Raw genomic sequence first — 25,146 nt, 5'->3', positions numbered from 1 at the left:
CGTCCACACGTGGATGGCCGCATCAGGCGGCGGCGACCCTTCCGGTTACCCGCACACGCGGGAACCGAACAGTGAGAAGGCCGACACCGGCGAGTGTCAGCGCCGCCGTTGCGACGGCACCGAACGAAGCGCGGCCAGAGCGCCGGCCAGGTCCGGGTGCAGGGGCAGCACGGCGTCCACGCCCGTGATGGCCAGCGGACGCAGCACCGTCGGCTTCCGGGCGATCACGGCGAACGGGACCCTGCCGGCCTTCGCCGCGCGCAGGACGGTCACCAGCATGTTGACCCCGGCCGAACCGAAGAAGGTCACCGCTGCCAGATCGATGACGAGACCCGCGGGACCACGTCCCAGCACGTCGAGCGCCACGCCGAGGGGCGCGTCGGTCATCCGGTCGATCTCACCGGCGACGACCACGACCTCGATCCCGTCGTGGACCTCGGTGTGGGCGGTCAGCACGTCGGCCGATCCTCCGGACTGCTGACTCATCTGTCCCGCTCCCATCGGCCAACCGCGAGACGACCTCACATGATGACTTGGCGTGTTTCCCGAACCCGGCGTCACGCTATGTCCCCGCGGGGCGGGGCACAACCGCGACGATCAGCGGCGCGGGACGAGTGCGCGCTCGTCCCGCCACCACAGCGCGCCTTTCGACGATCAGTTCACGACGGCCCTCAACCGGGCGATCGCATCGGTTTCCGCCTCGTACAGCTCAGCGAGTTGCCTGCCGATCTCCGCGAACTCGGTCGACTCCCCCACCGCGTGCCACATCTCGGCGATCTCCCGCCACCGCGGCGCCAGCCCGGAATGTCCCGCCTGGTCGAGGAAGTCCGCGAACAACGGCCGCAGGTTCCCGCCCGTGATCCCGAACCGGCCGTCCACTCCCTCCCGGACGCTCTGCAACGCGGGGCCGAGCCCCTGCCCGTCGGCGAACACCTTGGGCCACGCCTTGGCGGCCTTCGTGTCGGTCATCATCCGCGACCACTTGCGCCACGCCGGCAACGAGAACGAGTCCGATTTCCGTGACAGGTGCTCGACGACGTCCCGCAAGCCCTCCCGGACAGCGGCCTCGACGTCGGGTGCGCGATCGGAGCCGGTGATCACGACCGCCTGGTTCTTCCAACTGCCCACGCGGGCGACAGCACGGTCCAGATCCGCACGCGCGACGGTCAGCGGCGCCAGGTTCCGGTCGTCGAGGTAGACCCGGTCGCCGGAACCGCCGTACACCACGACCGGGTGCCCGCCGTGGCCGTCGAGCGTCTCCGGCAGGTCCCAGTAGCCGATCTGGTAGCGGTCGGGCCACACCATGACGGCGTCTCCGGCGTCGAGCCTGCCGGTCAGCCACACCTGCGCGGCCTTGGGCGCGGACCGGTGCCACTCGGCTTCGATCCCCAGGCGCGCGAGGACCTTCTCGGTCCGGCGGGTGACGTACTGCCACGAGTTGCTGAAGCCGAGCGTCACGTGGCAGCTGTTGTCGTGCTTGAACTCCCACAGGATGTAGCCCGCGCCGATACCGCCGCCGATGCCGAACACCAGCGCCTCCGTCAGCCCGGAGATGCCCTTCGCGGCGAGCATGGCGTTCAGGCCTGCCGCGTCGGGATCCGTGCCTCCGCGCAACACCCATCCGCCGTCCGGCGCCGCACCGCTCAGGTGTGCCAGCGCGGTGGTGTAGCGCTCACCGGTCTTGGCCATGCGTGCGCGGACCTGAGCCTTGAGCTGCTTGCGTGACGTCATCACCGAACTCCCCGGCCGTCGCCGTTGGCACCCGGACCCCACGCACCCCGATGCCGCGACAGCCTTGGTCAAGGCGTGACGAGGTCGGCGTCCCGAGGCACACAGGTCCCCTTTGCCTCCGCGACAGCCGAGTGGCGTGGGCACTCGGTCAGGAGGTTGGGCGCGGAACTCGCCGGGCGTCATCCTAACCGCAGACCGCTGACCGGAGTGTGGTCATCCTCTGCGTTGGGAAGTCTTCCTGACCGGTGCAGCTCATGTCCCCGCTGGCACCGGGGTTTAATTTAGTCAACACTGAAGCAATAGTGAACAGTATCCCTGCGTTGGCGGCCACCAACGTCCGGGAGGACCTTGGTGGCCGTGCCGCAACGCACCGACAGCTACACCGGCAGCTCGGCGTACTCCGCGTACTCCCGTGCCCCTCGCGCACGGAACACCGACCGGGCGTGCGCGAACGCCGCGTCCGCAGCCTCCACGTCACCCCGGCTCCGGTGCAGCAGTGCGAGGTCGTACTCGGTGCGCGCACGCCACAGTGGTGTCTCCATGGCGTCCCAGATCGACATCGCCGCGTCGAGGTAGTCCTGCGCGAGGTCCAGCCGTCCCTCCGCCAGGTGCAGTTGTCCGAGGACGCGCAGGGTGATGGCCTGGCCCCAGCGGTCGTCCTTGGCGCGGACGGTGGCGAGCGCCGCTTCGAGGCGGGGCAACGCCTCCGCGCTGTGGCCCGCCCGCATCTGCGCCTTGGCGTGTGCCCGCACGGCGTAGGAGTGCATGAGGTCGTCGCCGAGTTCGGCGAAGATCGTGGCGGCGTCGGCGCACACGCCCATGGACGTCTCATAGTCACCGCGTGCCCGGTGGTAGAGACCCATGCTGCGCAACGACAGTGCGACCCCGCGTCTGCTGCCGGCCCGCCGGTACGCGGCCAGTGACTGCTCCAGGTCCTCCCGCGCCTCGTCGTACTCGCCCAGTTCCAGGCGGACCGAACCCCTGATCCGCAGCACGTGCCCGATACCCACCCGGTCGTCGAGCGCGTGCGACAGGGTGGCCGCCTGGCTCAGGAAGTGCACCGCCTCGGTCAGGTGTCCGGGTTCGCGGCACGCGAGTCCCATTCCGGCGAGTGCGGCGGCCTGGCCGCGCACGTCGTGCAGGTCGCGGTAGCGGCTCAACGCATCGCCGAAGAGCTGGCGGGCCTCGGCGAAGCGGTCCTGGAAGAACCGCAGGCGCGCGAGTTTGGCCAGCACGTCCGCTGCGAGGCCGGGATCGCCGACGTGCTGGGCCGACGTCATCGCGACGCCGATGATCCGGTCGCGGAGGTCGTAGGAGCTGGCCGCCTGCTCGATCGCGGTGTGGGCCGAGACGAAGTCGCACACGTGCCGGTGCAGGCCGGTGGCGGCGGCACGTTCGACCGCCACCGCGAACGCCGATTCCTCGCCCCGCAGCCAGGCGTCGAGGTCGTCGGACAGGCGTTCGGCCATGACGGTGACGCCGTCGGGTTCCTGGTGCCCGGCGCCAGGACGCCAGGTGGACTCGGCCGGAGGGCTGTTCACGGCCGTGCGGCTCAGCAAGGCGATCCAGCCGTCCAGGACGCGGGCGATCGACGCGGTCAGCTCGGCGGGCTCGTCCGCCTCTGCTCGTTCGCGGGCGTAGAGCCGGACCAGGTCGTGCAGCCGGTAGCGCAGCACTCCCGCCGCGTCGGCACCGGACAACGTGGCCAGCTGCGCGTCGACGAGCACCTCCAGGACCTTCTCCGCCTCCGCCTCGGACGTCTCGAGCAGCCAGCTCACCACCCAGGTGGAGAAGTCGGGCAGGCCGAGGTGTCCCATCCGGCCCAGTGCCGTGCGAGCCCGGTCGTCGAGTGCCCGGCAGCTCAACGCGATGCTGCTGCGCACGGCCAGGTCGCCCGCGGAGAGTTCGTTGAGACGGCGGCGTTCGTCGGTGAGCCGGTCGGCGAGGACGCGCAACGGCAGCTGCCGCCGCGAGGCGAGGCGGGCACCGGCGATCCGCAACGCGAGCGGCAGGCGTCCGCACGCGTCGACGATCCGGTGCGCGGAGTCCACGTCCTCCGCCAGCCGCGCCTCGCCGACGATCCGCGCGAGCATGCCGTACGCCTCGCCGGGCGTCACGAGGTCCAGTTCGGTGAACAGCGCTCCGGCCAGTCCCGCGAGCCGGTCGCGCGACGAGATGAGCACGGCACAGCAGGCGGCGCCCGGCAGCAGGGGCCGCACCTGTTCCTCGGACGCGGCGTCGTCGAGCACGACGAGCACCCGGCGGCCGGCGACCAACGTCCGGTAGCGCTCCTGGCGTTCCTGCGTCGACTCGGGCAGCTGAGCCGGGTCCATCCCGAGCGCGGTCAGGAACCGTCCCAGGACCTCGCCCGCGGTCGCGGGCAGGTCGCTCGTGCCGCGGAGTTCGGCGTAGAGCTGGCCGTCGGGGAACGACGCGGCCGCCTCGTGCGCGGCGCGGACGGTCAGTGCGGACTTCCCGCACCCTCCCGGCCCTGCCACGATCTGCACAGCCGGCGCCTCCCCGCGCAGTGCGGCGGCGAGCTCGGCCAGTTCCCGCACCCGGCCGGTGAAGTCGGCGAGCGTCGCCGGCAACTGCGCGGGCGCCGTCGCGGTCCGGGCGGCCGGTGCCGCGTCCACCGGAACGAGCTCCAGGGTGCCGCGCAGGATCGCGGAGTGGATCGCGCCTAGCTCGGAGCCGGGTTCCACGCCGAGCTCGTCGACGAGCGCGTCCCGGCCCTCCCGGTAGCAGGCGAGCGCGTCGGCCTGCCGTCCCAGGCGGTACAGCGTCACCATCAGCTGCCCGCGCAACCGTTCGTTCACCGGTTGCCTGGCCACCGCGGCGGTCAGCTCGGCGAGGTGGTCGAACCGGCCGAGGCCCAGTTCGGCCGCGAAACGTTCCTCCTGGACGGACACCAGCAGTTCGTCGAGCCGCCGCGCCTCCCCGCTCAGGAGCGTGTCCCGCAGGCCGGACAACGCGGGACCACGCGACAACGCGACCGCCTCCGCCAGCAGCCGCGCCGCCGGATCGTGCCCGTGGCCCTGGCTCTGCTGCCGGGCTTTGCCGAGCAGGACGGCGAGTTCGGCGGCGTCCACGCGGGCGTCGTCGAGGCGGACCAGGTAGCCCTGAGACCTGGACACGATCACGTCGGGGGCGCCGAGGTCGGCGAAAGCCTTGCGCAGCTTGGAAACGTACGTCTGGATGAGCGACCGGGCGCTGACGGGCGGTTCCTCGCCCCACAGCAGCTCGACCAGACGACTCGCCGGCACCACCCGGCCGCGTTCCAGCACCAGCGCGGCCAGCAGCACCTGCGGCTTCAGACCGCCGAGCGGTACGGCTCTGCCACCCACCAGGGCTTCGACCGGACCGAGTAATCGGAACTCCAGCAAATCGTGACCTCCCCAGCGTCACCGGTGCAAGTAGATCACACCCGCAGGGGGGTCGTGGTTCCGGAAATGCGGATATATCAGGGAAGAATGGGCCCGTAGGGGGCTTGGGGGGATCCGGTCAGGTATGCCCAGTACCGATCGCCGTAGGACCAGTGCCACCACGCGCTCGGATAGTTGACCAGTCCGGCGCCGCGCAACGCCCGCGCGAGAACGGCGCGGTGGCGGCGCGCCGTGGCGTCCACCGTCGGATCCCCGGTGTGGGACCGCTCCGTCGTGGTGTCGTTGACCGCGGTGCCCAGGTCGAGCTCGATCTCGTCCACCGTGCACAGGCTCAGGTCCACCGCGGCCCCGGCGACGTGCGGTGCCACCTCCGGAGGGGAACTGCGCATGCTCGCCATCTGCCGCAGCACCGACTCGCCGGCCCGCGGTGAGCGCGCACGGGACTCCGCGACGGCCGACTCGAACGACGCGATCTGCAACGCCTGCGGCCGGTACCCCTCGACGATCAGCAACTTCAGCTCCGGCGGCAGCAACGTCTGCGCGGTGACCAGCCGATCCACCACACCGATCCGCAACTGCGCGTACAGCCCCTCCTCGTCGGCAAGCCGGCTGTCGAGCCGAAGAGCGGCAACAGTGCGCAGGTCGACAAGGGGCTCGCCGCGCTCGCGCACCGGGATCGCCGCCACTGCGGGATCCGACAGCCACACCATCTCCAACGCCTCTCCTCCTGGTTCACCGTTCTGCACACGCGATCGCACGACGGTGCACGGGCGTACTGGAATTTTTCTTTAACGCCACGTACGTCCGTCCGGACGCGGGTGGCGCGTCCGGTGGCGCGCACCGGGCGACACGAAGCCGTGTGCGCGCGTGCTGGTCTGCGGTTAAAGGTTTCGTGGACCGTCTTGAAACCCCCTCTGGCGAATGTTGGGTCCATCACCGGCCGGACACACCGACCGGGTCCCGGCACCAGAGCAAGAGGGAGAACCACGTGTTCCGATCAGGAATCCGCCGCAGCGAGTCCAAGTCCACGAGCACCGGCCTGCGCAAGGCCACCCGCACCGTTGTGACCGCCGCGCTGGCCTTGATGACCGGCACCGTCATGTTGGCGACGCCGGCCAACGCGGCTCCGTCGAGAGACCGCATCGTCGACGCCGCCACGGCCGAACTCGGCGGCTCCGCCTGTTCGCCCGGCTACAACAACAGTTGCGGCATGGCGTGGTGCGCGGAGTTCGCCCGCTGGGTGTGGAAGAAGGGCGGCGTCACGGACCTCAAGGGCCTCGACGGCTGGGCGCAGTCGTTCAAGAGCTACGGCCAGGACAACGGGACGTACCACTCACGGTCCAGCGGGTACACGCCACAACCAGGTGACGCCATCGTGTTCGACTGGGACCACAGCTCTGGCGACGACCACCCGATCGACCACGTGGCCATCGTGACGAGCGCCTCCAGCTCCAGGGTCAACACCATCGGCGGCAACCAGGGCAGCCCGAGCCGGGTCCGGCGGTCGAGCTACCAGCGCTCGAACGGCGACATCATCGGCTACGTCTCCCCCGTCGGCATCGGCGACGGCGGTGGCGGCACCACTCCGCCGAAGCCGGTCGTCGACCACAGCATCACCGGCGACTCGTTCACGGACCTGGTGGGACGCAAGCCGGACGGCACCATCTGGATGTACGCCAACAACATCATCCGCGACGACGGCCGCCCCTACCACGACGGCCAGGAGATCGGCCACGGCTGGAACGGCTTCGACATCGTCCTGACCGCGGACGTGACCGGCGACGGCTACACGGACGTGTTGGCGCGCAAGCCCTCCGACGGCTCGATGTGGCTGTACGCCAACGACGGCAAGGAAGACGGCACGCCCTACGGCTCCGGCCGCGAGATCGGCCTCGGCTGGAACATGTTCGACACCATCGTCGCGGCCGACGTGACCGGTGACGGCTTCGCCGAGGTCCTCGCCCGCAAGCCCGACGGCTCGCTGTGGCTGTACGCCAACAACATCATCCGCGACAACGGCAAGCCCTACAGCCAGGGCCAGGAACTCGGCTTCGGCTGGAACATGTTCGACAGGCTGCTCGCGGCCGACGTGACCGGTGACGGCTTCTCGGAGATGCTGGGACGCAAGCCCGACGGCACGTTGTGGATGTACGCCAACAACATCATCCGCGACAACGGCCGCCCCTACAGCCAGGGCGTGGAGATCGGCAGCGGCTGGAACATGTTCGACACCATCGTCGGCGCGAACGTGACCGGTGACGCCTACTCCGACCTCGTCGCCCGCAAGCCCGACGGCTCGCTGTGGATGTACTCCAACAACATCGTCCGCGACAACGGCCGGCCCTACAGCCAGGGCGAGGAGCTCGGCTTCGGCTGGAACATGTTCAACATCATCATGTGACGCGATTCCCTCCTAAGGCGCGCCCGGCGGTTGCCGGGCGCGCCATTGGCGTGTGCGCGGAAGCAGGACACCGGCGGTTCAGCATCGAGCGGCGCGGGCCGCGGTCGACGGCTGGACCAGGAGCTCGACGAGGTCCCGGACCACGTGCGCGACCAACTGCGGGCGCTCGCCGAACACCGGGGCAACGCCGCGTGGGAGCGGCTCGGGAGACAGGACGAGGCGGAGAGCCCGGCTGCTGCGTACCGAAGGCTGCGCAGAGCCATGCTGATGGCCGAGCGCGAGGAGTTCATCAAGGCACGAGACCAGAAGGAGATCGACGACGAGGTCCTCTTCCGCGTGCTGCGCGAACTGGACCTCGAGGAAGCTGCGCTGTCCCGCGAATGACCCGACGCCACTCACGACCGGCCCCTTGATCGCCTACCGCGGCCGAGGGGGCGTCGTCCGCGCGTCGGTGTGGCGCGTGGCAGCCCAGCTCGCGAGCACGCGCAGAGAGTCGGCGGCTGCGGAGCCCGCAGGGGCGCTGAGCAGGGTCATGGTCAGGCCGGGGTCCGCCGTGAGCTGCATGGTCTCGAAGTCGAGGTCCAGGTCGCCGATGACGGGGTGGTGGAACTGTTTGACGCCGGTGCGATGCAGACGCACGTCGTGGGACGCCCAACGGGTGCGGAAATCCTCGCTGCGGGTGCTCAGTTCCCCGACGAGGTCGGTCAGCGCCCTGTCGTGGGGATCGCGGCCTGCTTCGGTGCGCATCATGGCGACGGTGTCGCCGGCGATGCGGTTCCAGTCTCGCCAGAAGTCGCGGGCGCGAGGGTTGAGGAAGGCGAAGCGGGCGTGGTTCGCGGGGCGGTGCGGGTCGTCGAACATGGGCGCGTAGAGGGCTTCGGCGAGAGGATTGGCCGCGAGGACGTCGCCGCGGCCGTTGCCGACGAACGCCGGCACCTCGGTCATCAGCTCCAGCACGCGTGCGACGCTGGGCCGGATGTGCGGGGCGGGGGTCCTTCTGCGTGGCCGGGTGGCCGGGCCGGCGGCGCGGGCCAGGTCGGTCAGGTGGGCCTGCTCGGCCTCGTCGAGCCGCAGCGCGCGGGCAAGAGCGTCGAGGACGCTGTCGGAGACGCCGGCGAGGTTGCCGCGTTCGAGCTGGGCGTAGTACTCGACGCTGACCCCGGCCAGGTCGGCGACCTCGCTGCGACGAAGCCCCGGCACCCGGCGGTTGCGGGCGTAGCTGGTCAGGCCCGCCTGTTCAGGCGTGATCTTCGCCCGGCGGGAGCTCAGGAAGGCCTTGACCTCGTCACGGTTGTCCACGGCGTCCAGGCTAGGCCGGATCGACCCGGTGAGCAGTGGGCTGCCAGTACACCTTCCAGCAGCAACTTCTTCGTATCAGCCGAGCGAGGTTCTCTGGAGATCGCGCCGCTTCCGCAGGGTGATCGATTCGAGAGAGGACGAGCACGTGACGGAAAAGAAGGTTCTGCTCATCACCGGCGCCGGGCGCGGCATGGGCGTGGACATCGCCCAGGCGGCCCTGGGCGCCGGGTACGCGGTCGTCGCCACCGGCCGCGATCCGGAGAAGGTCGCACGAGCGATCGGTGCCACCGACGACCTGCTGACGGTGCGGCTCGACGTGACCGACCCCGCCGAAGGCCGAGCCGCGGTGCGGGCCGCCGTCGACCGGTTCGGGCGCATCGACGTTCTGGTCAACAACGCGGGCAACTTCTACGCCGGGTTCTTCGAGGAGATCACCCCCGAGGACTTCCGCGCCCAGGTCGAGACCAACCTGTTCGGCCCGCTCAACGTCACCCGCGCGGTGCTGCCCGTCCTGCGCGGACAGCGCTCCGGACTCGTCGTGACGATCTCGTCCACCGCCGGCATCGTCGGCGGCGAGTTCACCTCGGCCTACGCGGCGGCGAAGTTCGGCCTCGAAGGCTGGATGGAGTCCCTGACCGCGGAAGTCGCCGAGTTCGGCATCCGCACGATGATCGTGGACCCCGGCTTCTTCCGCACCGACCTGCTCACACCGGAATCCACCAGCTACGCCGAGCCGGTGATCGACGACTACGCCGAGCGCACCAAGCAGACCGTCGCCGCCTGGTCGGGCATGAACGGCCTGCAGGGCGGCGACCCCGCCAAACTCGCCGCCGCGCTGATCCAGCTCGCCGGCTCCGCCGAGCCGCCGCCGCGCTGGGCCGCGGGCGCCGACGCGGTCGACGTCCTGGAACAGAAGGCGAAGACCCTGCTCGAACAGGCCGGCGCCCACCGCGACCTGTCCTCCTCGCTCGCACACGACGTCTGACCACGAGGAACCCTCGCCGTGCCGGAGCGAGGGGTAACAGCAGTCCCTCCCTCCCGCGGAAGACCGCTCCTACGGTGAAGGCATGGGTATGACTTTCACTCTGAACAACGGCGTCGAAATGCCCTCGCTGGGGTTCGGCGTCTTCCAGACCCCGCCCGCGGACACCGTCGAGGCGGTGGAGACCGCGTTGCGCGCGGGCTACCGGCACATCGACACCGCGGCCGCCTACGGCAACGAACGCGATGTGGGAGAAGGCATCCGACGCTCCGGGGGTGGAGCGGGACGAGGTGTTCGTCGAGACCAAGGTCTGGATCAACGACTACGGCTATGACGCCACCCTGCACGCCTTCGACAAGAGCGCGGGCAAGCTCGGTGTGGCCCGGATCGACCTGTTGATCCTGCACCAGGCGCTGCCGTCGCGGTTCGACCTCACCATCGACGCCTACCGCGCGCTGGAGCGGCTCCTCGCGGACGGGGTGGTGCGGGCGATCGGGGTCAGCAACTTCATGCCGGGCCACCTCGACGACCTGATGAAGACCGCGACCGTGGTTCCGGCGGTGAACCAGATCGAGATGCATCCGTACTTCCAGCAGCTCGACGTCCTGGCGGCGAACGCCGCACGCGGCATCCTCACGCAGGCATGGTCGCCGATCGGCGGGATCACCTTCTACCGCGACAACGGCGGCGGCAGCACGCTCGACGACGAGACCATCACCAAGATCGCGGCAGCGCACGGCGGGACCCCGGCGCAGGTGATGCTCCGCTGGCACCTGCAGCGCGGCCGCTCGGCGATCCCGAAGTCCACCAAGCCGCAGCGCATCGCCGAGAACTTCGACGTGTTCGGCTTCGACCTCACCGATGTTGAACTCGCCTCTGTCGACGGGCTCGACCAGGGCATGCGCCGCGGTCCCGAACCCGCCGACATCACCCTGGAGACCTTCGGACGGGAGATCCCCGAGGCCTGACCGTCACCGCACCAGGGCGACCTGCCGCGGCCAGGACGAAACGGCATCGCCTCAACCCGACGAGGACCTCGGTGTCACCGACGTCCAGAACCACGAGTACGAGGTCACGGTCCGCTGTAGCTGAACCAGTCCAGGTTGATCGAGCCGTTGTCGCCCTGGCCGTAGGAGATCGTCACCACCGGGTCGCGGCCGCTGACCGGAACGCCGTCGAAGGTCACCGTGCCCCAGGCGTCCCAGCTGTCGGAGACCTTCGGGAAGCTCACCTGCCGCACGGCGCGTCCGTCCACCGACAGCGTCATCGTGCGCGCGTCGCTGTTGGCGTTCGCGTACCGCAAGGTGATCGCGCCGGATCCTTGTCCCGCCGACGCGCGGTGCACCGTGAACGACGAGGCGGCGCCCTGGGCCCACAGTCCGTCGACGAAGGCCCTGCCGGAGTAGCCGGTGTGGTTGACGTTCGTCTTGACCCCGCCGGTGTTGCGAGCGTCCTCCGCGTCCAGGCGGGCGGGCGCGGGGCAGCCGGAGACCGTTCCCCCGATGTCGGGGCAGCGGTCCTGTCCGTCGGCCACGCCGTCGCCGTCCCGGTCGCCGCCGGTGGCTCCCGTCAGCGTGATCTCGACGGTGTGCGCGCCCTTGAGCGTGGCGGGGACCTCGGCGCGGGACGACTGGCCGTCGACCTTGACGGAACTGATCGTCGTGCCGGCCCCGCGCAGCGTGATCGTGAGGTCGGCGTCGCGGTAGCGCAGGTTCTGCAGGGTCACGTCGCCCCAGCCCTCCGGCAGGTCCGGCGCGAACGTCAGGGCCTGGTCGGTGTGCCGCAGCCCGAACAGTCCTGTGTGGACCATGTCGAGGAACGCCGTGGCGGACCAGGTCTGGTCGGGTTCGGAACCCCAGTGGAACTTCACCGTGTCGCCGAGTCGCTGGTAGCCGCCGTCGACGACGCCGGTGTTGCCGTTGTAGATCTCCCAGAAGCCGCTGTTGTTGTTCGCGAGCTTCGCCAGCCTCGTCGTCTCGGCGGCGAAGAGGTTCTGGTTTCCCTGCCTTGCCAGCGCTTTGGCCCACAGGCCCTGGACGAGTGGCCAGACGATCGCGTTGTGGCGGCCGGGCTGCGCGTCGGAGTAGCGGTCCCAGTGCGGGTAGGTGTCGGGCAGGCCCCAGGTCATCGTGCGGGTGCGCGCGATGATCGACTGCGCCTGCGCGGGGCTCGCGATGTCGAAGAGGATCGCGAACGCCAGCCCGGTGCCTTCCTGGTAGGCGCCACGAGCCCCGTTGGCGAGCAGCTGGTAGTCGTACAGGCCCGTCTGCGCGTTCCAGAAGTACCGGTTGATCGCGGTCTTGAGCGCGGCGGCCTTCGTGCGGTAGCCGGCGGCGTCCTGCGGTTGTCCCAGCCGGTCCGCCATGTTCGCCGCGTTGACGTACGCGGCGTAGTAGACCTCGTTGGTGCTCAGATACATCCCGCTCGCGACGCCCGGCCACGGCATGCTGCCGGTGCTGACCGACTCGGTCGCGTCGGCGGGCGGCGCCGGGTAGCCGGCGATGCCGTCGTTGAAGAACGACGCTCCGGTGAACAGCCCGTACGTGGCGTTGAACCCTGCCGTGCCGGCGCGTTCCCGGATCGCCAGGGTGTTCTTGGCGGTGCGGTAGGCGTTGCCGAGGAAGTCCCGGTCGCCCGTCACGAGGTAGTGGTGCCACGCGGCGGTGAGCCAGATGACCTGGTCCCACTGCTGGTCGTCCTGCTGCACCCGCAACGCGCCGGCGGAGTCCTTGTCCACGACGGCCCACAGCGTGTTCTTCGCCAGAGCCGGCGACAGCAGGCTGGTCGCGTTCCAGCTGTTGACCGACGCGTCGCGCGTCCACGGCTGGTGGTAACCGCCGCCCGCGCGGACGAAGCCGACGGCCGGATCCAGCAGACCGCTCCTGTTGTAGCCCGCGTCGTAGCCCATCGTGTTGATGCGCAACAGGTTGTCGAGCGCGGCCGCGTAGGCGTTGCCGTACAGCGCCTGGCTCAACGGGTTCGCGAATCTGAGCGTCGGCGTGGTGGCCGCTGTCGCCGGTGAGGCACCGGTGACCACGCCGAACATCGTCAGCAGAGCCAGAAGGACACGACCGATCCGCCGCCGGGGAATCATTCGTGGCACCTTTCCCGGCACCCGGACCCGACCGGAGCCGAGTGGGCAGTGCACCATGGAATCGCTCTCACGAGCGAGGATCCTGTCCGTTCCTGTCAGAGGGCGAGATCGTCGAACCGACGACTCTCACCTCACGACACCTGCGACAACCAGGGCTTACCTTAGGATGTCACTGGTCAGCCGGATTTTTTAACGTTCAACTCGGTCAGGGGTGTCCGTCGTGGCGAAGTCGCCTGCCAGGCCTGCCGCGCCGCGGTCGGGTCCGGTCACGATCGCCGACGTCGCCGTGGCCGCCGGGGTGTCCAAGCAGACGGTCTCGAACGTGATGAACTACCCCGAGAAGGTGCGGCCGGGGACTCGGGACCGCGTGTTGTCCGCCGTGGCGGACCTCGGGTTCCAGCCCAACCGAGCGGCTCGGGCGTTGCGTTCCAGCTCGGCCGGCATGATCGCCTGCCGCATCGAGCCCGTCTCCTCCCACTCGCTCGCCCACCTGCACGACGGGTTCCTGCACGCGCTCGCCGAGGCCGGTCAGGCGGCGGGCAGGCACCTGATGTTGTTCGCGGTGGACGACGCGGAGAACGAGGTGGCCACCTGCGTGCGGCTGGTTCGCAGCGGGGCGGTCGAGGGCGTCGTGCTGTACAACGTGGTGCCGGACGATCCGCGGCCGTCGATGCTGCTGGACGCCGGGGTGCCGTTCGTGTCCTTCGGGCGGTTCTCCGACTCCACCGACGCGACCGGCTGGGTGGACGTCGACAACGCGGCGGGCATCGCCGCCGTGGTCGAGCATCTGGCCGCGTGCGGTCATCAGAGGATCGGGTTCCTCGGTTTTCCGGAAGGCCACCGGGTCGGTGACGATCGGGCCGGGGGCTGGGTGACGGCCATGGACCGGCACGGCCTGCTGGCCGGCAGCCACCGCCTCGACGTGCGGGGCGAGGACACCTGGATCAGCGGCGCGAGGATGGCTCGCGGTCTCCTGGACCGCGCCGACGCGCCGACCGCGCTCGTCGCGGCCTCCGACACCCTGGCGGCGGGTGCCCTGCACGCCGTTCGTGACCTCGGGCGGACTCCCGGGGAGGACGTGGCCCTGGTGGGGTACGACGACACGCCTTCGGCGGAGGTCCTCGACCTGTCCAGCGTCCGCCAGCCGATCGCCGAGATCGGGCGGCGGATCGTGGAGGCCCTGTGCCCGCCCGGCGGGACGGTGCTCCCCGTGGCGGCACTGCTGGCGCCGGAACTGGTCGTGCGTGGTTCGTCCCGTCGCCGGGCTTGATCCACCGCACCCCGCCGAGCCGAAAGCCAAGGCGTTGCGGGGAGTTCTCCCAGCGTTGACAGTCTGAGCGAGCCTGTGGTTGGGTTTGGTCCACGCCAATTTTAACGATCAAATTCGGTGCGCCCGGAGGGGAAGGCCCGTCAATGAAGACGCACAGCCGACGGCGGCGCGGGTGGCCGCCCGTGATCGTCACCGCTGCCCTGGTCCTGGCCGGCAGCTCCCCGGTGTGGCACTCCGGCGACGCGCGAGCCGCGGTGACGCAGCACGACAGCGCCTCGATCGGGTGGGAGGGCGACTACTACGGCGTGCTCACGCACAAGGACGGGAGCTTCGACGTCCACTCCGGACCGAACACCACCGTCCGGTTCGGGATCTACAACAACCCGGGACGCGTCCAGTGGTTCAACGCCGGAGGCTACTACCCCGCTCTGACGACGCAGTTCGAGCGGGACAACAGCACCGTCACCATAACCAACTTCGGTGACCAGGTGACGCTCGGCAACCGGGACTTCGTCGCGATCTACTCGCGGGTCCGCGTCGTCAACCACGACACGGTCGCGCACGTGCTGGACCCGGCGCCGACCGGCGGGACCCTGCCGCTCAACCGCCCCTCGACGACCGTCCAACCAGGACAGACCACCGACTTCGACTACGTGATCGCGGCCGACCGGTTCGGCCAGGGCTACGCCTGGCCCACGGCCGCCGAACTGACGGCGGCCGGCGGTTACGACGCCCACTACGCGCACATGACGTCCTACTGGGACAACAAACTCGCGCAGATCGCCCAGATCCAGGTGCCCGACCCGCAACTGGCCAACGCCTACCGGGCCGGCTACATCACCACGAACCTCGTCAAGGACGGCAACCGCCTCAACGTCGGCGAGAACGGCTACGACGCCATCTTCAACCACGACCTCGTCGGCATGCTGGTGCAGTTGCTGGAGGCGGGTGACCTGAACCGGGCCAAGGACTACCTGCCGACGCTGATCGCCCAGGACGACCCGAACGACATCACCCGGATGTACCCGGACGGGACGTGGAAGTACAACTGGCCCTGGGCGGTGTACCTGCGCAAGACCGGCGACACCGCCTTCGTCCGCGCGAACTTCGCCACGATCAGGCAGACCGCCCACAGGATCGAGTCCGACGCCACCGGCCCCGGCGGCATCATGAAGGCCACGATCGCGGTGGACCACACCGGGTACTGGACCGTCGACAACCAGTCGGCGTTGCTCGCCCTCCTCACCTACCGGTACATCGCCACCACCCTCGGCGAGACAGCCGAGGCTTCGTGGGCCGGCCGGACGTACGACACCCTCCTGCGCGCGGTCAACGCGCGGCTGAACACCACGATCTCGGCCAACGGCCTGTCCTATCTGCCCTGCGCCATGGACGTGCCCAACAGCAGCGCGAACGTCTGCGGCCAGACCAACAACGGCAACTGGGCCTCGATGTTCCTGTTCGGACGCTGGGCGTGGGACGGCCAGCTCTGGGGCAGCAGCCCGGCCGGCCCGATGATCGACCTGATCGACTCCACCTACGACAACGGTTTCAGCCGCCTGTCCGGCCTGCCCAAGCACACCTTCGGCGGCTACCCCGGCGTGAGCAGCTCCTACAACGCGGGCTACGGGTCGGCAGGACTGGCCTCCTCCCGTTACCGCTCAGAGGGCATCTACGGCTACCAGTACCTCGTCCAGAACGCGCAGAGCGCTCCTTTCTCGTGGTGGGAGGGAATTCAGGCCGTGGGAACCAGCAACTGGTCCCCCGGTACCCACAGCACCGCGGGCAGCGGCTCGAGTCCGCACATGTGGGGACAGGCCAACGCCTCCAAGGTGCTGCTGGACTCGCTGCTCGCCGAGAAGCTCGACGGCACGGTGATCGTCGGCCGCGGCCTGCCGAAGCAGTGGCTTCGCGACGGCGCCACCACCAGCGTCGGCAACTTCCCCATCGCGGGCGGCAGGCGCATGGGCGCGGCGATCACCGCCGCCGGGGCGAACATCAGCCTCACCCTGTCCGGCGCCACCCCCGCGGGCGGCGTGAGCTTCGAGGTGCCCTCGTTCCTCGGAAACATCACCAGGGCGAGCGCGGGCACCGTCGACAGCGCCAAGGGGACCGTCCGGCTGCCGGCCGGTACCAACTCGGTCACCGTGACGCTCGCGCAGCCGCCGGTCTTCACCGAGAAGGGCGGCCTCGACCTGCAGGGCTACTGCACGTCCATCGGCGCCGTCAACGGAGTCGTCCTCGCCGGGACGACCGCCCACGACTGGCGCTGCGTCACGGGCACCGGCGCACAGGTGGCCATGAACCTGGACGACGCCTGCCAGCGCCAGAACCCGCACGAGCAGGCCGTCTTCTCCCGGTCCACCACCATCTCCGACCCGTACAGCTGGAAGTGCCTCGCCTAGCGTGCGGACAGCGCGAACGCCAGCAAGGCCGTGGAGGTGAAGTCGATCGCCACCTCGGCACTCGCCCACGCACCCGCGTGGTCCAGGAACCGCGCACCGGCGCCGTCGAACTCCGCCAGTGCGTTGGTCCCGTCCGAAGGACAGGCGCGCATCGTCGGGAAGGTGTTGAGCTCCTTGAACTGCTCGGCCGCGTTGGGGCCGTTGACCACGGCTCCGACCGGCGACTGTCCGGTGAGGTTCGCGATCGCGTGGGACGGGCAGTCCAGTGAGCGGGTGCCGGCCCCGATGACGAACGACCTGCCCCACGGGTTGGCACCCAGCGCCCAGCCCCGCTGGCGCCCGGCGAAGGCCGCGAACTCCTGGTCGCCGGTGAGCCTGCGGTAGTACGCCTCGGTGAGCACGAGGCCGAACGTCTTCGGCACCGAGTCCCACTCCCAGTAGGCGACGCCGGAACCGAACGGGTCCTTCCCGGCGAGGGTGACGGCATCGCGCAGATGACCACGCACGTCCTCCACCAGGCGGTCGCGGATCTCCCCGCCGACGTGCGGAGCGAGGTCCGCGTGCGCCATCGCGCTCACGTCGGCGATGCCGAGCGAGCCCCGCCCGTCGCCGTCGAGGTACGACGTGGCCCAGTCGGCGGCCTCGGCGAACCAGCCTGCCGCCCGGTCGTCTCCGAACCGCTGTGCCGCCAGCGCGAGCTCGGTGGCGCCGAACTCCATGTCGTCGCGCCATCCGGTCTCCGGGTAGTACTCGGGCGGATAGGCGGTGACGAGCGCACGGGGACTGTGGTCGGCGCGGGCGTACACAGCCGCTGCGAGGTCGAGGTAGTGGCGTTCACCGGTCACCTGGGCGGCCAGCGCGAAGGCGGCGGCGACCCGGCCGGCGAGGTTGGGGCTCACGGGTTCGCCGGGGTTGTTCGCCGGGAACACCGGTCGGTGCTTGATGTGGAAGTCGCGGTCGCCGGGCCGCACGTCGAGCGCGTCGTCGTCCTCCGGCAGTCGCCACACGTCGTGGTCGGTGCGCAGGCCGTCGTTGCCGACGCCGATGCCGACCTGGGCGTGCAGGACGTCGCCCGTCCACATCTTGCCGAGCCACCTGATGCCGTGCATGGCCTCGGCGGCGAGTCGTTCGTCCGTCGCGCCGTCGCGTTGGGCCAGCAGCAGCTGGGCGGTGGCGTAGGAGGTCGTGTGGGTGAACTTCAGGAAGTCACCGGCGTCGAACCAGCCGCCTTCCACGTCGATCGGGCCGCCGATCTCGGTCAGCGCCTTGTCGAGCAGCTCGTAGCGCTGCATGTCGATGCGCGGTGGCGCGTACACCACGGCCTCGCGGTCCGCGAGGTGTGACGGCTTGCGGCGCAACAGGTTCGGGTCGACCTCGGTGCCGTCGCGCTGGGAGCGAAAGAACGACGTGGTGCTCGACACCAACGGCCGCAACAGCTCCTGCCGCGGGGCGACGCGAAACCAGTTCGACCGCGCACCACCCGCCTCGACGAGGTAGCGGCCGGGTGAGGTGAGCGCGGAGAGGTCGGCGACCCGCACCACGCGGTACCTGTCGTTCCACGGACGGGACGAGGCCGACAGGATCCCGCTCAGCACGGTGCGGCCCGACTCGTCGAGCACCGAGAACCGCTCGTCGGCGACGTCGCGGGACGCCATCAGGTAGACCGGTTTGGCCTCGTCGGGGGCGAAACCCACCTGGTCGACCCGCAGGACGGCGAACGGTTCGCTGCTCGCGTTGACCACGATGGGCACGACCGCCGCCAGGACGGCGACCGCCGCCGTCACGATCAGGATTTTGCGCATGCCTCAGGCTGCGTGGCCGATCGTGAGGAAATCATGAGGACGGCGGCGGCAGCCGCAGCACGGCTCGAACGCCGCCCGTCTCGCGCTCGCCGATCTCCACTTCGCCGCCGTGCAGCCCGGCGACCCAGCGCACGATCGCGAGGCCGATGCCGTTGCCGCCGTTGCCGCTGTGTCCGAGTCCCGGCCCGTCGTCGTCGACCACCACGGCGTGCGCGGTCACCTCGACGCGCGCGCCACCGCCGTGCCGCACCGCGTTCTCCACGAGGTTGCGCACTGCCTGGCCCAGCAGGTCCGGGTCACCGCGCACGATCGTCCGCTCGCCCCGCACCGGAATGGTGTCGTCGATCTCGGCGGCCACCTGCTCGACGAGTTGGTCGAGGAACAGCTCGACTTGTTCGACCTCCTGAGCTCCGCCGCGGACGCGGGCTCGCGTCAGCAACCCGTCGACCAGCCGGCCGAGCCGGTCGACGTGCCGGGTGACGTCCTCCTCCCGCGACACCAGCCGCAACGTCGCCAGCGGGGTGCGCAGCTCGTGTGCCGCCTCGGCCAGGAACTGCTCCTGTTCGGCGAGTCCCCGCACGGCGGGACGCATGCTCAGGTGGGCGAGCAGGTGACCACCCACCGCGGCCACCGCCACGAGTGCCGCGCAGCCGATCCACAGCCAGCGCACGAGCAGGTCGTGCTCGGCCAGCGACTGGCGCTCGCTCGCCACGACCAGCACCACCGCGCCGATGGCGTCGCCGTTCCAGACCGGCGCGCCGACGAGGTGCGGTGCGAGCAGCGCCGTGTCCTCATCCCGCAGCACCGGCTCGAGTCCGGTGCCGGGCGACGGGGCGTTCCCGCGCTCGAACCGCGTCCGCCAGCCGGAGTCCGCGCGCTCCAGCACCCTGATCCCGTGGGCCTCGCTCGAGAGGTAGTCCTCGGCGAGCGGCTCCAGGTGCAGCACGCCGTCGAGGAAGTAGACGGCCCTCGACAAACCGGTCGCCTGCCGGTTCGCCTCGGCGTCCACCGCGGCCTCCCGCGACCGCAGGTCGATCGTGGCCACCAGCAGCGCGAGCACCGCCAGGCAGGCGGAGGTGGTGATGGTGAACAGAACGGTGAGCCACCACCGCAACCGGCGCAGCCGGGTCACGGCTCCACCACGAAGCCCGCACCGCGCACCGTGACGACCACGGGAGGATCGCCGAGCTTGCGGCGCAGCTGCGCGACCACCGCGTCGACCACGTTCGACATGGGCTCGGCCATCTCGTCCCAGCAGTGCTCGATGAGCTCGGTCCGCGTCACCACCCGGCCTGCCCGCGCGAGCAACAGCTCCAGCACCGCGAACTCCTTGCCGGTCAGCGTGAGCACGACGCCGTCGCGGGTGACGCGCCTGCGCGGCAGGTCCATCTCGACACCGCCCGCGCCCAGCAGGGTGTGCCGCGGCGCCTCTCCCCTGCGGCACAACGCGACCACCCGGACCTCCAGCTCCTCCACGGCGAACGGCTTGCCGAGGTAGTCGTCGGCGCCGACGGTGAAGCCCGCCACCCTCTCGTTCACCGCACCGAGCGCGGTCAGCACGAGCACCGGCACGCGCACGCCGGCCCGGCGCCACGCCGCGAGCAGGTCGAGTCCGTCACCGTCGGGCAGACCGCGGTCCAGGACCACGCAGTCGTAGCGGTGCACGGACTGCTTCAGGTCCGCCTCGCCGAGGTCGGACGCGCGGTCGACCGCGAACCCACGTGTCCGCAAGCGCCGCGACACCTGGTCGCCCAGCTCATGGTCGTCTTCGACGAGAAGCACTCGCACGGAAGCGCACCCTACCGTCCACGTTGGACACCCACCGGCGACCAGACCGCGTCAGGCCTGACCAGGCCGGCTCTGAATTCGTCTCGGATGAATTCGCACACCCAGTTGCGTTCCGGTAAATCGGCGGTTTACCGGAACGCAACTGCTTGCCGCCCCTTAGGGGACGTTCGCGGATATACTGCGGTCGCGGTATTCGAAACACCTGCGCCGGCAGGACGCACTCTCCCGCCCGGACAGCAATTCTTGCGAGGACAGAATTCGTTGTTCCGCGCCGGACGGGTGAGCGATGTGCTGGTGATGAGAAGAATCCGCGCGGTGACGCGGGAGCATCCGTTCGTGCTCGACGCGACCGGTGCCGCGGGGTACTTCGCCGTGATCGTCGCGAACGGCCCGGACACCGCGCTGGACGTCTGGTCTCCCCCGGTCGTCGGTCTGCTGGCGGTGGTCAGCGCGAGTCTCGCGGTCCGCCGCGCGTGGCCGCTGTGGGCGCTGGCCGTCACCGCCGTGGGGACAGCGCCGGCGACGGCGTCGGGGGCCGATCTGGAGCCGTTCCTGGTTCCGCTGGCCGTGGCGATCTACACGGTTGCCGCACACACCGAGAGGTGGACATCGCGCCGTGCGGTGGTGACCGGTGTCCTCTGCGCTGTTCCCGCTGTCGCGCTGCTGATCGGGTCGTCCGGTCTCACCGGCGAGAACCTCGGCCGGTTCACCCTGATCGGCATGGCCGCGGCGGTCGGGGAGGCGACGCGGAGCAGGCGGGCCTTCATCGCCGCGATCGAGGAACGGGCGGCGCGCCTCGAGCTGTCTCGTGAGGAGGAGGCGCGGCGCCGGGTCGTCGAGGAGCGGCTGCACATCGCCCGCGAACTGCACGACGTGGTGGCCCACCACATCTCGGTGATCAACGTTCAGGCCGGCGTCGCCGGGCACCTGCTCACCACCCGGCCCGAGGCCGCCGCGGAGGCGTTGCGGCACGTCCGGCTGTCCAGCCGCGCGGTGCTGGAGGAGTTGCACGGCCTGCTCGGCGTGCTGCGCGGGTCCGGCGAGACGGGTGAGCCCACCGAGCCCGCTCCCGGCATGGCGCGGCTGGGACCGCTGGTGGAGTCGTTCCGGACGGCCGATCTCGACCTCCGGTGGACCTCGTCCGGTGAGGAACGGCCGTTGTCCGCGACCGTCGACCTGGTGGCCTATCGCGTGGTCCAGGAGGCGCTGACCAACGCCCACCGGCACGGGACCGGCGTCACGGACCTGTCGGTGACCTACACGGAGACCGAACTCGTGATCGAGGTCGCGAACTCCCCCGGCCGCGGGTCCGCAGGCGGTTCGGGACTCGGCCTCGTCGGCATGAGGGAACGGGCGAACGCGGTCGGCGGGTCGGTGCGCACAGGCCTCGAAGCCGACCGCCTGTTCCACGTCCACGTAAGCCTTCCCGCCGGGAAGAGCTCATGACCATCCGCGTCCTGCTGGCCGACGACCAGCCGCTCATCAGAGCCGGCTTCCACGTCCTCATCGACTCCGCACCCGACCTGGAGGTCGTGGGCGAGGCCGCGGACGGGGTGGAGGCGCTCGACCTGCTGCGCGCGACCCGCGCCGACGTCGTGCTCATGGACATCCGGATGCCCCGGATGGACGGGCTGGAGACGACCCGCCGGATCACCTCCGACGAGGACTTCGCGGGGGTGAAGGTCCTCGTGGTGACGACCTTCGAGATCGACGAGTACGTGGCGCAGGCCCTCCAGGCAGGCGCCAGCGGCTTTCTCGGCAAGGGGGTCGAGCCCTCCGAGCTGCAGGCCGCGATCCGCACGGTCGCCGAGGGGGACGCGCTGCTGTCCCCGAAGGCGACCAGGGCCCTGATCGGCCGGTTCCTCACCCAGCGCGGCAGCGATCCGATCGACCCCGGCCGGTTGGCCGTGCTGACCCAGCGCGAACGCGAAGTGGTCGCTTTGGCGGCCCGCGGAATGTCCAACCACGAAATCGCCGAAAAGCTGGTCGTCTCACCTCTCACCGTGAAGACCCATGTCAACCGGGCGATGATGAAACTCCAGGCGAGAGACCGCGCTCAGCTCGTCGTGGTGGCCTATCAAACAGGTCTCGTTCGTTTTTAGCAGATCCCGCCGATTCCTCGGCGACGCCATTATCGGGAAGAAGGAAGAAAGATGAGCACTTCCACCGCGTCTCGACCCGTGCCCGCGGCACGGGACAACCACGTGCGCTGGCGACTTCCGGTCCGGCTGCGAAAAACCGTCCTGGTGGTCCACGTCGGGTCGGCGGGGGCGTGGATCGGGATCGACGTCGTCTCGGCCCTGCTCGTGCTGATCGGCTGGACGCGCTCCGGCGACGGCCGCACCACCACGTACCAGGCGCTCGCGGACCTGTTCGTGGTCCCGATGCTCTACGCGGCCCTCGCGGCCGGAGTCGTCTGCCTGCTCACCGGCGTTCTGCTGGGACTCGCGACCAAGTGGGGCCTCGTCCGGTACTGGTGGGTCGCGGTCAAGCTGGTCCTCAACGTTCTCGCCTGCGCGATGATGCTCGCCTTCCTCGGCCCGATCACCGAACTCTCCACGGGCGAACAACCGTTGCAGGACATCTGGTTCGTCGCCTTCCTCGCCTCCACGGCCATGGCGTTGCTGAGCTTCGCGATGGTGCTCTCCGTGTTCAAACCGTGGGGCCGGATCCGCAAATGACTCGCCGCAGCCATTGGGAGACAAGATGATCGAGGTCGCGAACCTCACGAAGCGGTACGGCACGACGACAGCGGTCGACGAACTGAGCTTCACCGTCCACCCCGGAGTCGTGACCGGATTCCTCGGCCCGAACGGTGCCGGCAAGTCCACCACCATGCGCGTGCTGCTGGGCCTCGACAAGCCGACGTCGGGAACCACGAGGATCAACGGAAAGCCGTACCTCAGCCACCGGGCTCCCCTGCGGGAGGTCGGCGCGCTCCTGGAGGCCAGGGCGTTGCACCCCGGGCGCTCGGCCCGCCATCACCTCCAGGCCCTCGGCCACACGCACGGCATCGGTGCGAGCCGAGTCGACGAGGTGATCGAGGCGGTCGGTCTCACCAGCGTGGCGCGCCGCCGGGCGGGCAGGTTCTCGCTCGGCATGGGTCAGCGGCTCGGCATAGCGGCGGCGTTGCTCGGCGATCCGCACACGGTGATGCTGGACGAGCCGGTCAACGGGCTCGACCCCGACGGCATCAAGTGGATTCGCCATCTCCTCAAGGACCTCGCCGACGAAGGCCGGACCGTCTTCGTCTCCTCGCACCTGATGAGCGAGATGGCTCTGACCGCGGACCACCTCGTCGTGGTCGGCCGCGGCAGGCTCATCGCCGACACGTCGGTCGCCGAACTGATCGAGTCCACCGGCAGCGGCGTGCACGTGCGCACGCCGAGAGCCGACGATCTCGTTCACCTGCTCAGCGGCAACGGCACGCGGATCACCACCGTCGAGCGAGACGTCCTCGAAGTGACCGGTGTGTCCACTGAGGACATCGCCGTGCGAGCGCTGAAGGCAGGGATCCCGTTGTACGAACTCACACCACAGCGCGCGTCGTTGGAAGAGGCGTACACGGCACTGACCCGTGACGCCGTCGAGTACCAGGGCAAAGGGGCGGCCTGATGAGTGCCACGACCGGCGGCATCACCTTCCGAGGCGTGGTGCGCGGCGAATGGGTCAAACTCCGTTCGTTGCGCTCCAGCGTGTTCACCGTGCTGGCGGCGGCCGCCGTCCTGCTCGGTGTGGGCCTGATCTTCGCGGCGACCGCCGGCACCGACAGCGACGGGGCCAACGGCGTCACGGAACCGGCCGGCATCACCCTGACCGGCGCGATGTTCGCGCAACTGGTCATCGGGGTGCTGGGCGTGCTCGTGATCACCGGCGAGTACGCGACCGGCATGATCAGATCGACCCTGACCGCCGTGCCGTCCCGGTTGCCCGTGCTCGCCGCGAAAGCCGGCGTCGTCACCGCGGTGGTCTTCCCCGTGATGATCGCCGCCGTGCTCGCGGTGTTCTTCGGCGGCCAGATCATCATGGGCGCCAACGGTTTCCCGACCACGACGATCGGCGCTCCCGGCGTGACCACCGCGCTGCTCGGCACGGCCGCCACGATGGCCGGCGTCGCCGTCATGGGCGTCGCGCTGGGCACGCTGCTGCGCAACACGGCGGGTGCGATCACCACTCTCGTCGCCCTGCTGTTCCTGGTGCCGGGCCTCGGCGGCCTGGTGCTGCCGGCGTCCTGGCGCGACAACGTCCTGAAGTACCTGCCCTCCACCGCGAGCGACGCGTTCACCAGGGTCACTCCAGGTCCGGAACTGCTCAGCGCCGGGACTGGTGCGGCCGTGTTCGCCGCGTGGGTGGTGGTGCCTCTCCTCGCCGCGGCCGTCACGTTGCGGGGCCGCGACGTCTGATCTGGCTCCGACGATTCTCAGAGCGCTCTGAGATCCGGTCGCTAGCTTTGACCCGAAACGTGTTCACGCCAGTTTCAGGAGGGGTTCGGTGAAAGTGATGTTCCGGATCGCCAGATCGGTGCTCGTCCTGGCTTCGGTGCTCCTGCTGTCCGTGGTCGGCACAACCGTCGTCGCGTCGGCGCAGACGGCGTCGCAGACCCAGACGTGGCACCTGGAGCAGTTCGACCGGACCAGTCGGATGTGCGTCTACCACGGCCCTGACAGGACCCACGGCTCCTACTTCATCTTCGTGGTGAGCGGGAAGTGGACCACCGACCTCAAGTACGGGATGCGCGACCTGCCTCCCGGCTGGACCGCCACCGAGTCCTACCTCCCGCCGGGCTCCAACTTCCACAGGCCCGACGGCTCGATCACCGTCAACGGATTCGTTGGCGTGCAAGGACCCACGTCCGTTCCGATCGCGACCTACCAGGCACACATCTGGGTGTCGGACGGAAGCGTGACCGAAAAACTCCCCACCGACATCATCGTCAGCACCGAGTCCTGGGTGGACTGCATGAATCGGCCTTGAATCCCCGGCGTCGG

20 protein-coding genes and 1 pseudogene are annotated in these 25,146 nt (G+C 69.9%); 12 read left to right on the top strand and 9 right to left on the bottom strand.

The annotated features are described in order from the left end of the window. Positions 1-96 precede the first annotated feature (96 nt). The 4 genes from ACIQF0_RS44535 to ACIQF0_RS44520 all read right to left on the bottom strand — a co-directional run bounded on the left by ACIQF0_RS44535 (position 97) and on the right by ACIQF0_RS44520 (position 5,827). The gene (locus ACIQF0_RS44535; protein ID WP_401040585.1) at positions 97-486 is read right to left on the bottom strand and encodes an STAS domain-containing protein; all 390 of its coding nucleotides are present in this window, start codon (positions 484-486) and stop codon (positions 97-99) included. 168 nt (positions 487-654) lie between these two features. Next, complete coding sequence (locus tag ACIQF0_RS44530) at positions 655-1,731, bottom strand: BtrH N-terminal domain-containing protein (RefSeq protein ID WP_401040582.1); 1,077 nt, start codon at positions 1,729-1,731, stop codon at positions 655-657. A 377-nt stretch (positions 1,732-2,108) separates the two neighbouring features. Further along, complete coding sequence (locus ACIQF0_RS44525; protein WP_401040579.1) at positions 2,109-5,078, bottom strand: BTAD domain-containing putative transcriptional regulator; 2,970 nt, start codon at positions 5,076-5,078, stop codon at positions 2,109-2,111. A 116-nt stretch (positions 5,079-5,194) separates the two neighbouring features. Beyond that, positions 5,195-5,827 carry a M15 family metallopeptidase gene (locus ACIQF0_RS44520; protein ID WP_401040777.1) on the bottom strand — a complete coding sequence of 211 codons (633 nt, stop codon included), beginning with the start codon at positions 5,825-5,827 and terminating at the stop codon, positions 5,195-5,197. 278 nt (positions 5,828-6,105) lie between these two features. Between ACIQF0_RS44520 and ACIQF0_RS44515 the strand changes: the two genes are divergently transcribed. Beyond that, positions 6,106-7,518: an FG-GAP-like repeat-containing protein gene (locus ACIQF0_RS44515; RefSeq protein ID WP_401040578.1), complete on the top strand. Its 1,413-nt coding sequence runs from the start codon at positions 6,106-6,108 to the stop codon at positions 7,516-7,518. A 144-nt stretch (positions 7,519-7,662) separates the two neighbouring features. Further along, a complete protein-coding gene (locus ACIQF0_RS44510; RefSeq protein WP_401040575.1) occupies positions 7,663-7,902 on the top strand; it encodes a hypothetical protein in 240 nt (79 codons plus the stop codon). A 33-nt stretch (positions 7,903-7,935) separates the two neighbouring features. On the opposite strand, the gene ACIQF0_RS44505 is transcribed toward ACIQF0_RS44510, so the two are convergent. Continuing rightward, a complete protein-coding gene (locus ACIQF0_RS44505) occupies positions 7,936-8,826 on the bottom strand; it encodes a helix-turn-helix domain-containing protein (RefSeq protein ID WP_401040775.1) in 891 nt (296 codons plus the stop codon). A gap of 136 nt (positions 8,827-8,962) precedes the next feature. On the opposite strand from ACIQF0_RS44505, the gene ACIQF0_RS44500 reads away from it, so the two are divergent. Both ACIQF0_RS44500 and ACIQF0_RS44495 read left to right on the top strand, forming a co-directional pair. Further along, positions 8,963-9,802: an SDR family oxidoreductase gene (locus ACIQF0_RS44500; RefSeq protein ID WP_401040572.1), complete on the top strand. Its 840-nt coding sequence runs from the start codon at positions 8,963-8,965 to the stop codon at positions 9,800-9,802. Positions 9,803-9,884: 82 nt separating this feature from the next. Then, positions 9,885-10,767: pseudogene (locus ACIQF0_RS44495) on the top strand (aldo/keto reductase). 104 nt (positions 10,768-10,871) lie between these two features. Here the strand turns inward: ACIQF0_RS44495 and ACIQF0_RS44490 are convergent. Further along, positions 10,872-12,893: an MGH1-like glycoside hydrolase domain-containing protein gene (locus tag ACIQF0_RS44490; RefSeq protein ID WP_401040570.1), complete on the bottom strand. Its 2,022-nt coding sequence runs from the start codon at positions 12,891-12,893 to the stop codon at positions 10,872-10,874. A gap of 220 nt (positions 12,894-13,113) precedes the next feature. On the opposite strand from ACIQF0_RS44490, the gene ACIQF0_RS44485 reads away from it, so the two are divergent. Together ACIQF0_RS44485 and ACIQF0_RS44480 are read left to right on the top strand one after the other, a co-directional pair. Further along, the gene (locus ACIQF0_RS44485) at positions 13,114-14,163 is read left to right on the top strand and encodes a LacI family DNA-binding transcriptional regulator (RefSeq protein WP_401040568.1); all 1,050 of its coding nucleotides are present in this window, start codon (positions 13,114-13,116) and stop codon (positions 14,161-14,163) included. Positions 14,164-14,345: 182 nt separating this feature from the next. After that, complete coding sequence (locus ACIQF0_RS44480; RefSeq protein ID WP_401040565.1) at positions 14,346-16,568, top strand: hypothetical protein; 2,223 nt, start codon at positions 14,346-14,348, stop codon at positions 16,566-16,568. On the opposite strand, the gene ACIQF0_RS44475 is transcribed toward ACIQF0_RS44480, so the two are convergent. Genes ACIQF0_RS44475 through ACIQF0_RS44465 form a run of 3 tightly spaced genes read right to left on the bottom strand, consistent with a single transcriptional unit; the run spans position 16,565 to position 20,158 of the window. Continuing rightward, positions 16,565-18,370, bottom strand: a complete 1,806-nt coding sequence (locus ACIQF0_RS44475) for a glycoside hydrolase family 9 protein (RefSeq protein ID WP_401040562.1) — start codon at positions 18,368-18,370, stop codon at positions 16,565-16,567. The two genes, ACIQF0_RS44480 and ACIQF0_RS44475, sit on opposite strands and share 4 nt — an antisense overlap. A 31-nt stretch (positions 18,371-18,401) precedes the next feature. Beyond that, positions 18,402-19,502 carry a sensor histidine kinase gene (locus ACIQF0_RS44470; protein WP_401040559.1) on the bottom strand — a complete coding sequence of 367 codons (1,101 nt, stop codon included), beginning with the start codon at positions 19,500-19,502 and terminating at the stop codon, positions 18,402-18,404. Next, complete coding sequence (locus ACIQF0_RS44465; protein ID WP_401040556.1) at positions 19,499-20,158, bottom strand: response regulator transcription factor; 660 nt, start codon at positions 20,156-20,158, stop codon at positions 19,499-19,501. The genes ACIQF0_RS44470 and ACIQF0_RS44465 overlap by 4 nt, the downstream gene beginning before the upstream one ends. Positions 20,159-20,455: 297 nt before the next feature. Here ACIQF0_RS44465 and ACIQF0_RS44460 point away from each other — a divergent pair, with 297 nt between their 5' ends. The 6 genes from ACIQF0_RS44460 (at position 20,456) to ACIQF0_RS44435 (ending at position 25,132) form a co-directional block, all read left to right on the top strand. Then, positions 20,456-21,604 carry a histidine kinase gene (locus ACIQF0_RS44460; protein ID WP_401040554.1) on the top strand — a complete coding sequence of 383 codons (1,149 nt, stop codon included), beginning with the start codon at positions 20,456-20,458 and terminating at the stop codon, positions 21,602-21,604. Then, positions 21,601-22,260 (top strand): response regulator, encoded by a 660-nt coding sequence (locus ACIQF0_RS44455; RefSeq protein WP_401040551.1) that lies wholly within the window; start codon positions 21,601-21,603, stop codon positions 22,258-22,260. Before ACIQF0_RS44460 ends, ACIQF0_RS44455 begins: the two co-directional genes overlap by 4 nt. Before the next feature lie 51 nt (positions 22,261-22,311). Next, a complete protein-coding gene (locus tag ACIQF0_RS44450; RefSeq protein ID WP_401040548.1) occupies positions 22,312-22,839 on the top strand; it encodes a hypothetical protein in 528 nt (175 codons plus the stop codon). A 25-nt stretch (positions 22,840-22,864) separates the two neighbouring features. Continuing rightward, a complete protein-coding gene (locus ACIQF0_RS44445) occupies positions 22,865-23,773 on the top strand; it encodes an ABC transporter ATP-binding protein (protein ID WP_401040546.1) in 909 nt (302 codons plus the stop codon). Further along, positions 23,773-24,561: an ABC transporter permease gene (locus ACIQF0_RS44440; RefSeq protein WP_401040543.1), complete on the top strand. Its 789-nt coding sequence runs from the start codon at positions 23,773-23,775 to the stop codon at positions 24,559-24,561. The genes ACIQF0_RS44445 and ACIQF0_RS44440 overlap by 1 nt, the downstream gene beginning before the upstream one ends. Before the next feature lie 97 nt (positions 24,562-24,658). Then, entirely contained in the window at positions 24,659-25,132 is a 474-nt protein-coding gene (locus ACIQF0_RS44435) for a DUF5980 family protein (protein ID WP_401040772.1), read from the top strand. Positions 25,133-25,146 lie beyond the last annotated feature (14 nt).

The sequence above is a fragment of the Lentzea sp. NPDC092896 genome, from assembly GCF_044754905.1.
Lineage (GTDB): Bacteria > Actinomycetota > Actinomycetes > Mycobacteriales > Pseudonocardiaceae > Lentzea.
Note: the sequence above shows the minus strand (reverse complement) of the source record. Positions and strands in the feature narration are given on the sequence as shown.

Bases quoted from the DNA above. Each gene is read 5' to 3' on its own strand.
- ACIQF0_RS44455 (WP_401040551.1), top strand. From the start codon at position 21,601: ATGACCATCCGCGTCCTGCTGGCCGACGACCAGCCGCTCATCAGAGCC.
- ACIQF0_RS44435 (WP_401040772.1), top strand. From the start codon at position 24,659: ATGTTCCGGATCGCCAGATCGGTGCTCGTCCTGGCTTCGGTGCTCCTG.
- ACIQF0_RS44440 (WP_401040543.1), top strand. From the start codon at position 23,773: ATGAGTGCCACGACCGGCGGCATCACCTTCCGAGGCGTGGTGCGCGGC.
- ACIQF0_RS44460 (WP_401040554.1), top strand. From the start codon at position 20,456: ATGAGAAGAATCCGCGCGGTGACGCGGGAGCATCCGTTCGTGCTCGAC.
- ACIQF0_RS44520 (WP_401040777.1), bottom strand. From the start codon at position 5,827: ATGGTGTGGCTGTCGGATCCCGCAGTGGCGGCGATCCCGGTGCGCGAG.
- ACIQF0_RS44535 (WP_401040585.1), bottom strand. From the start codon at position 486: ATGAGTCAGCAGTCCGGAGGATCGGCCGACGTGCTGACCGCCCACACC.
- ACIQF0_RS44445 (WP_401040546.1), top strand. From the start codon at position 22,865: ATGATCGAGGTCGCGAACCTCACGAAGCGGTACGGCACGACGACAGCG.
- ACIQF0_RS44490 (WP_401040570.1), bottom strand. From the start codon at position 12,893: ATGATTCCCCGGCGGCGGATCGGTCGTGTCCTTCTGGCTCTGCTGACG.
- ACIQF0_RS44530 (WP_401040582.1), bottom strand. From the start codon at position 1,731: ATGACGTCACGCAAGCAGCTCAAGGCTCAGGTCCGCGCACGCATGGCC.
- ACIQF0_RS44475 (WP_401040562.1), bottom strand. From the start codon at position 18,370: ATGCGCAAAATCCTGATCGTGACGGCGGCGGTCGCCGTCCTGGCGGCG.
- ACIQF0_RS44450 (WP_401040548.1), top strand. From the start codon at position 22,312: ATGAGCACTTCCACCGCGTCTCGACCCGTGCCCGCGGCACGGGACAAC.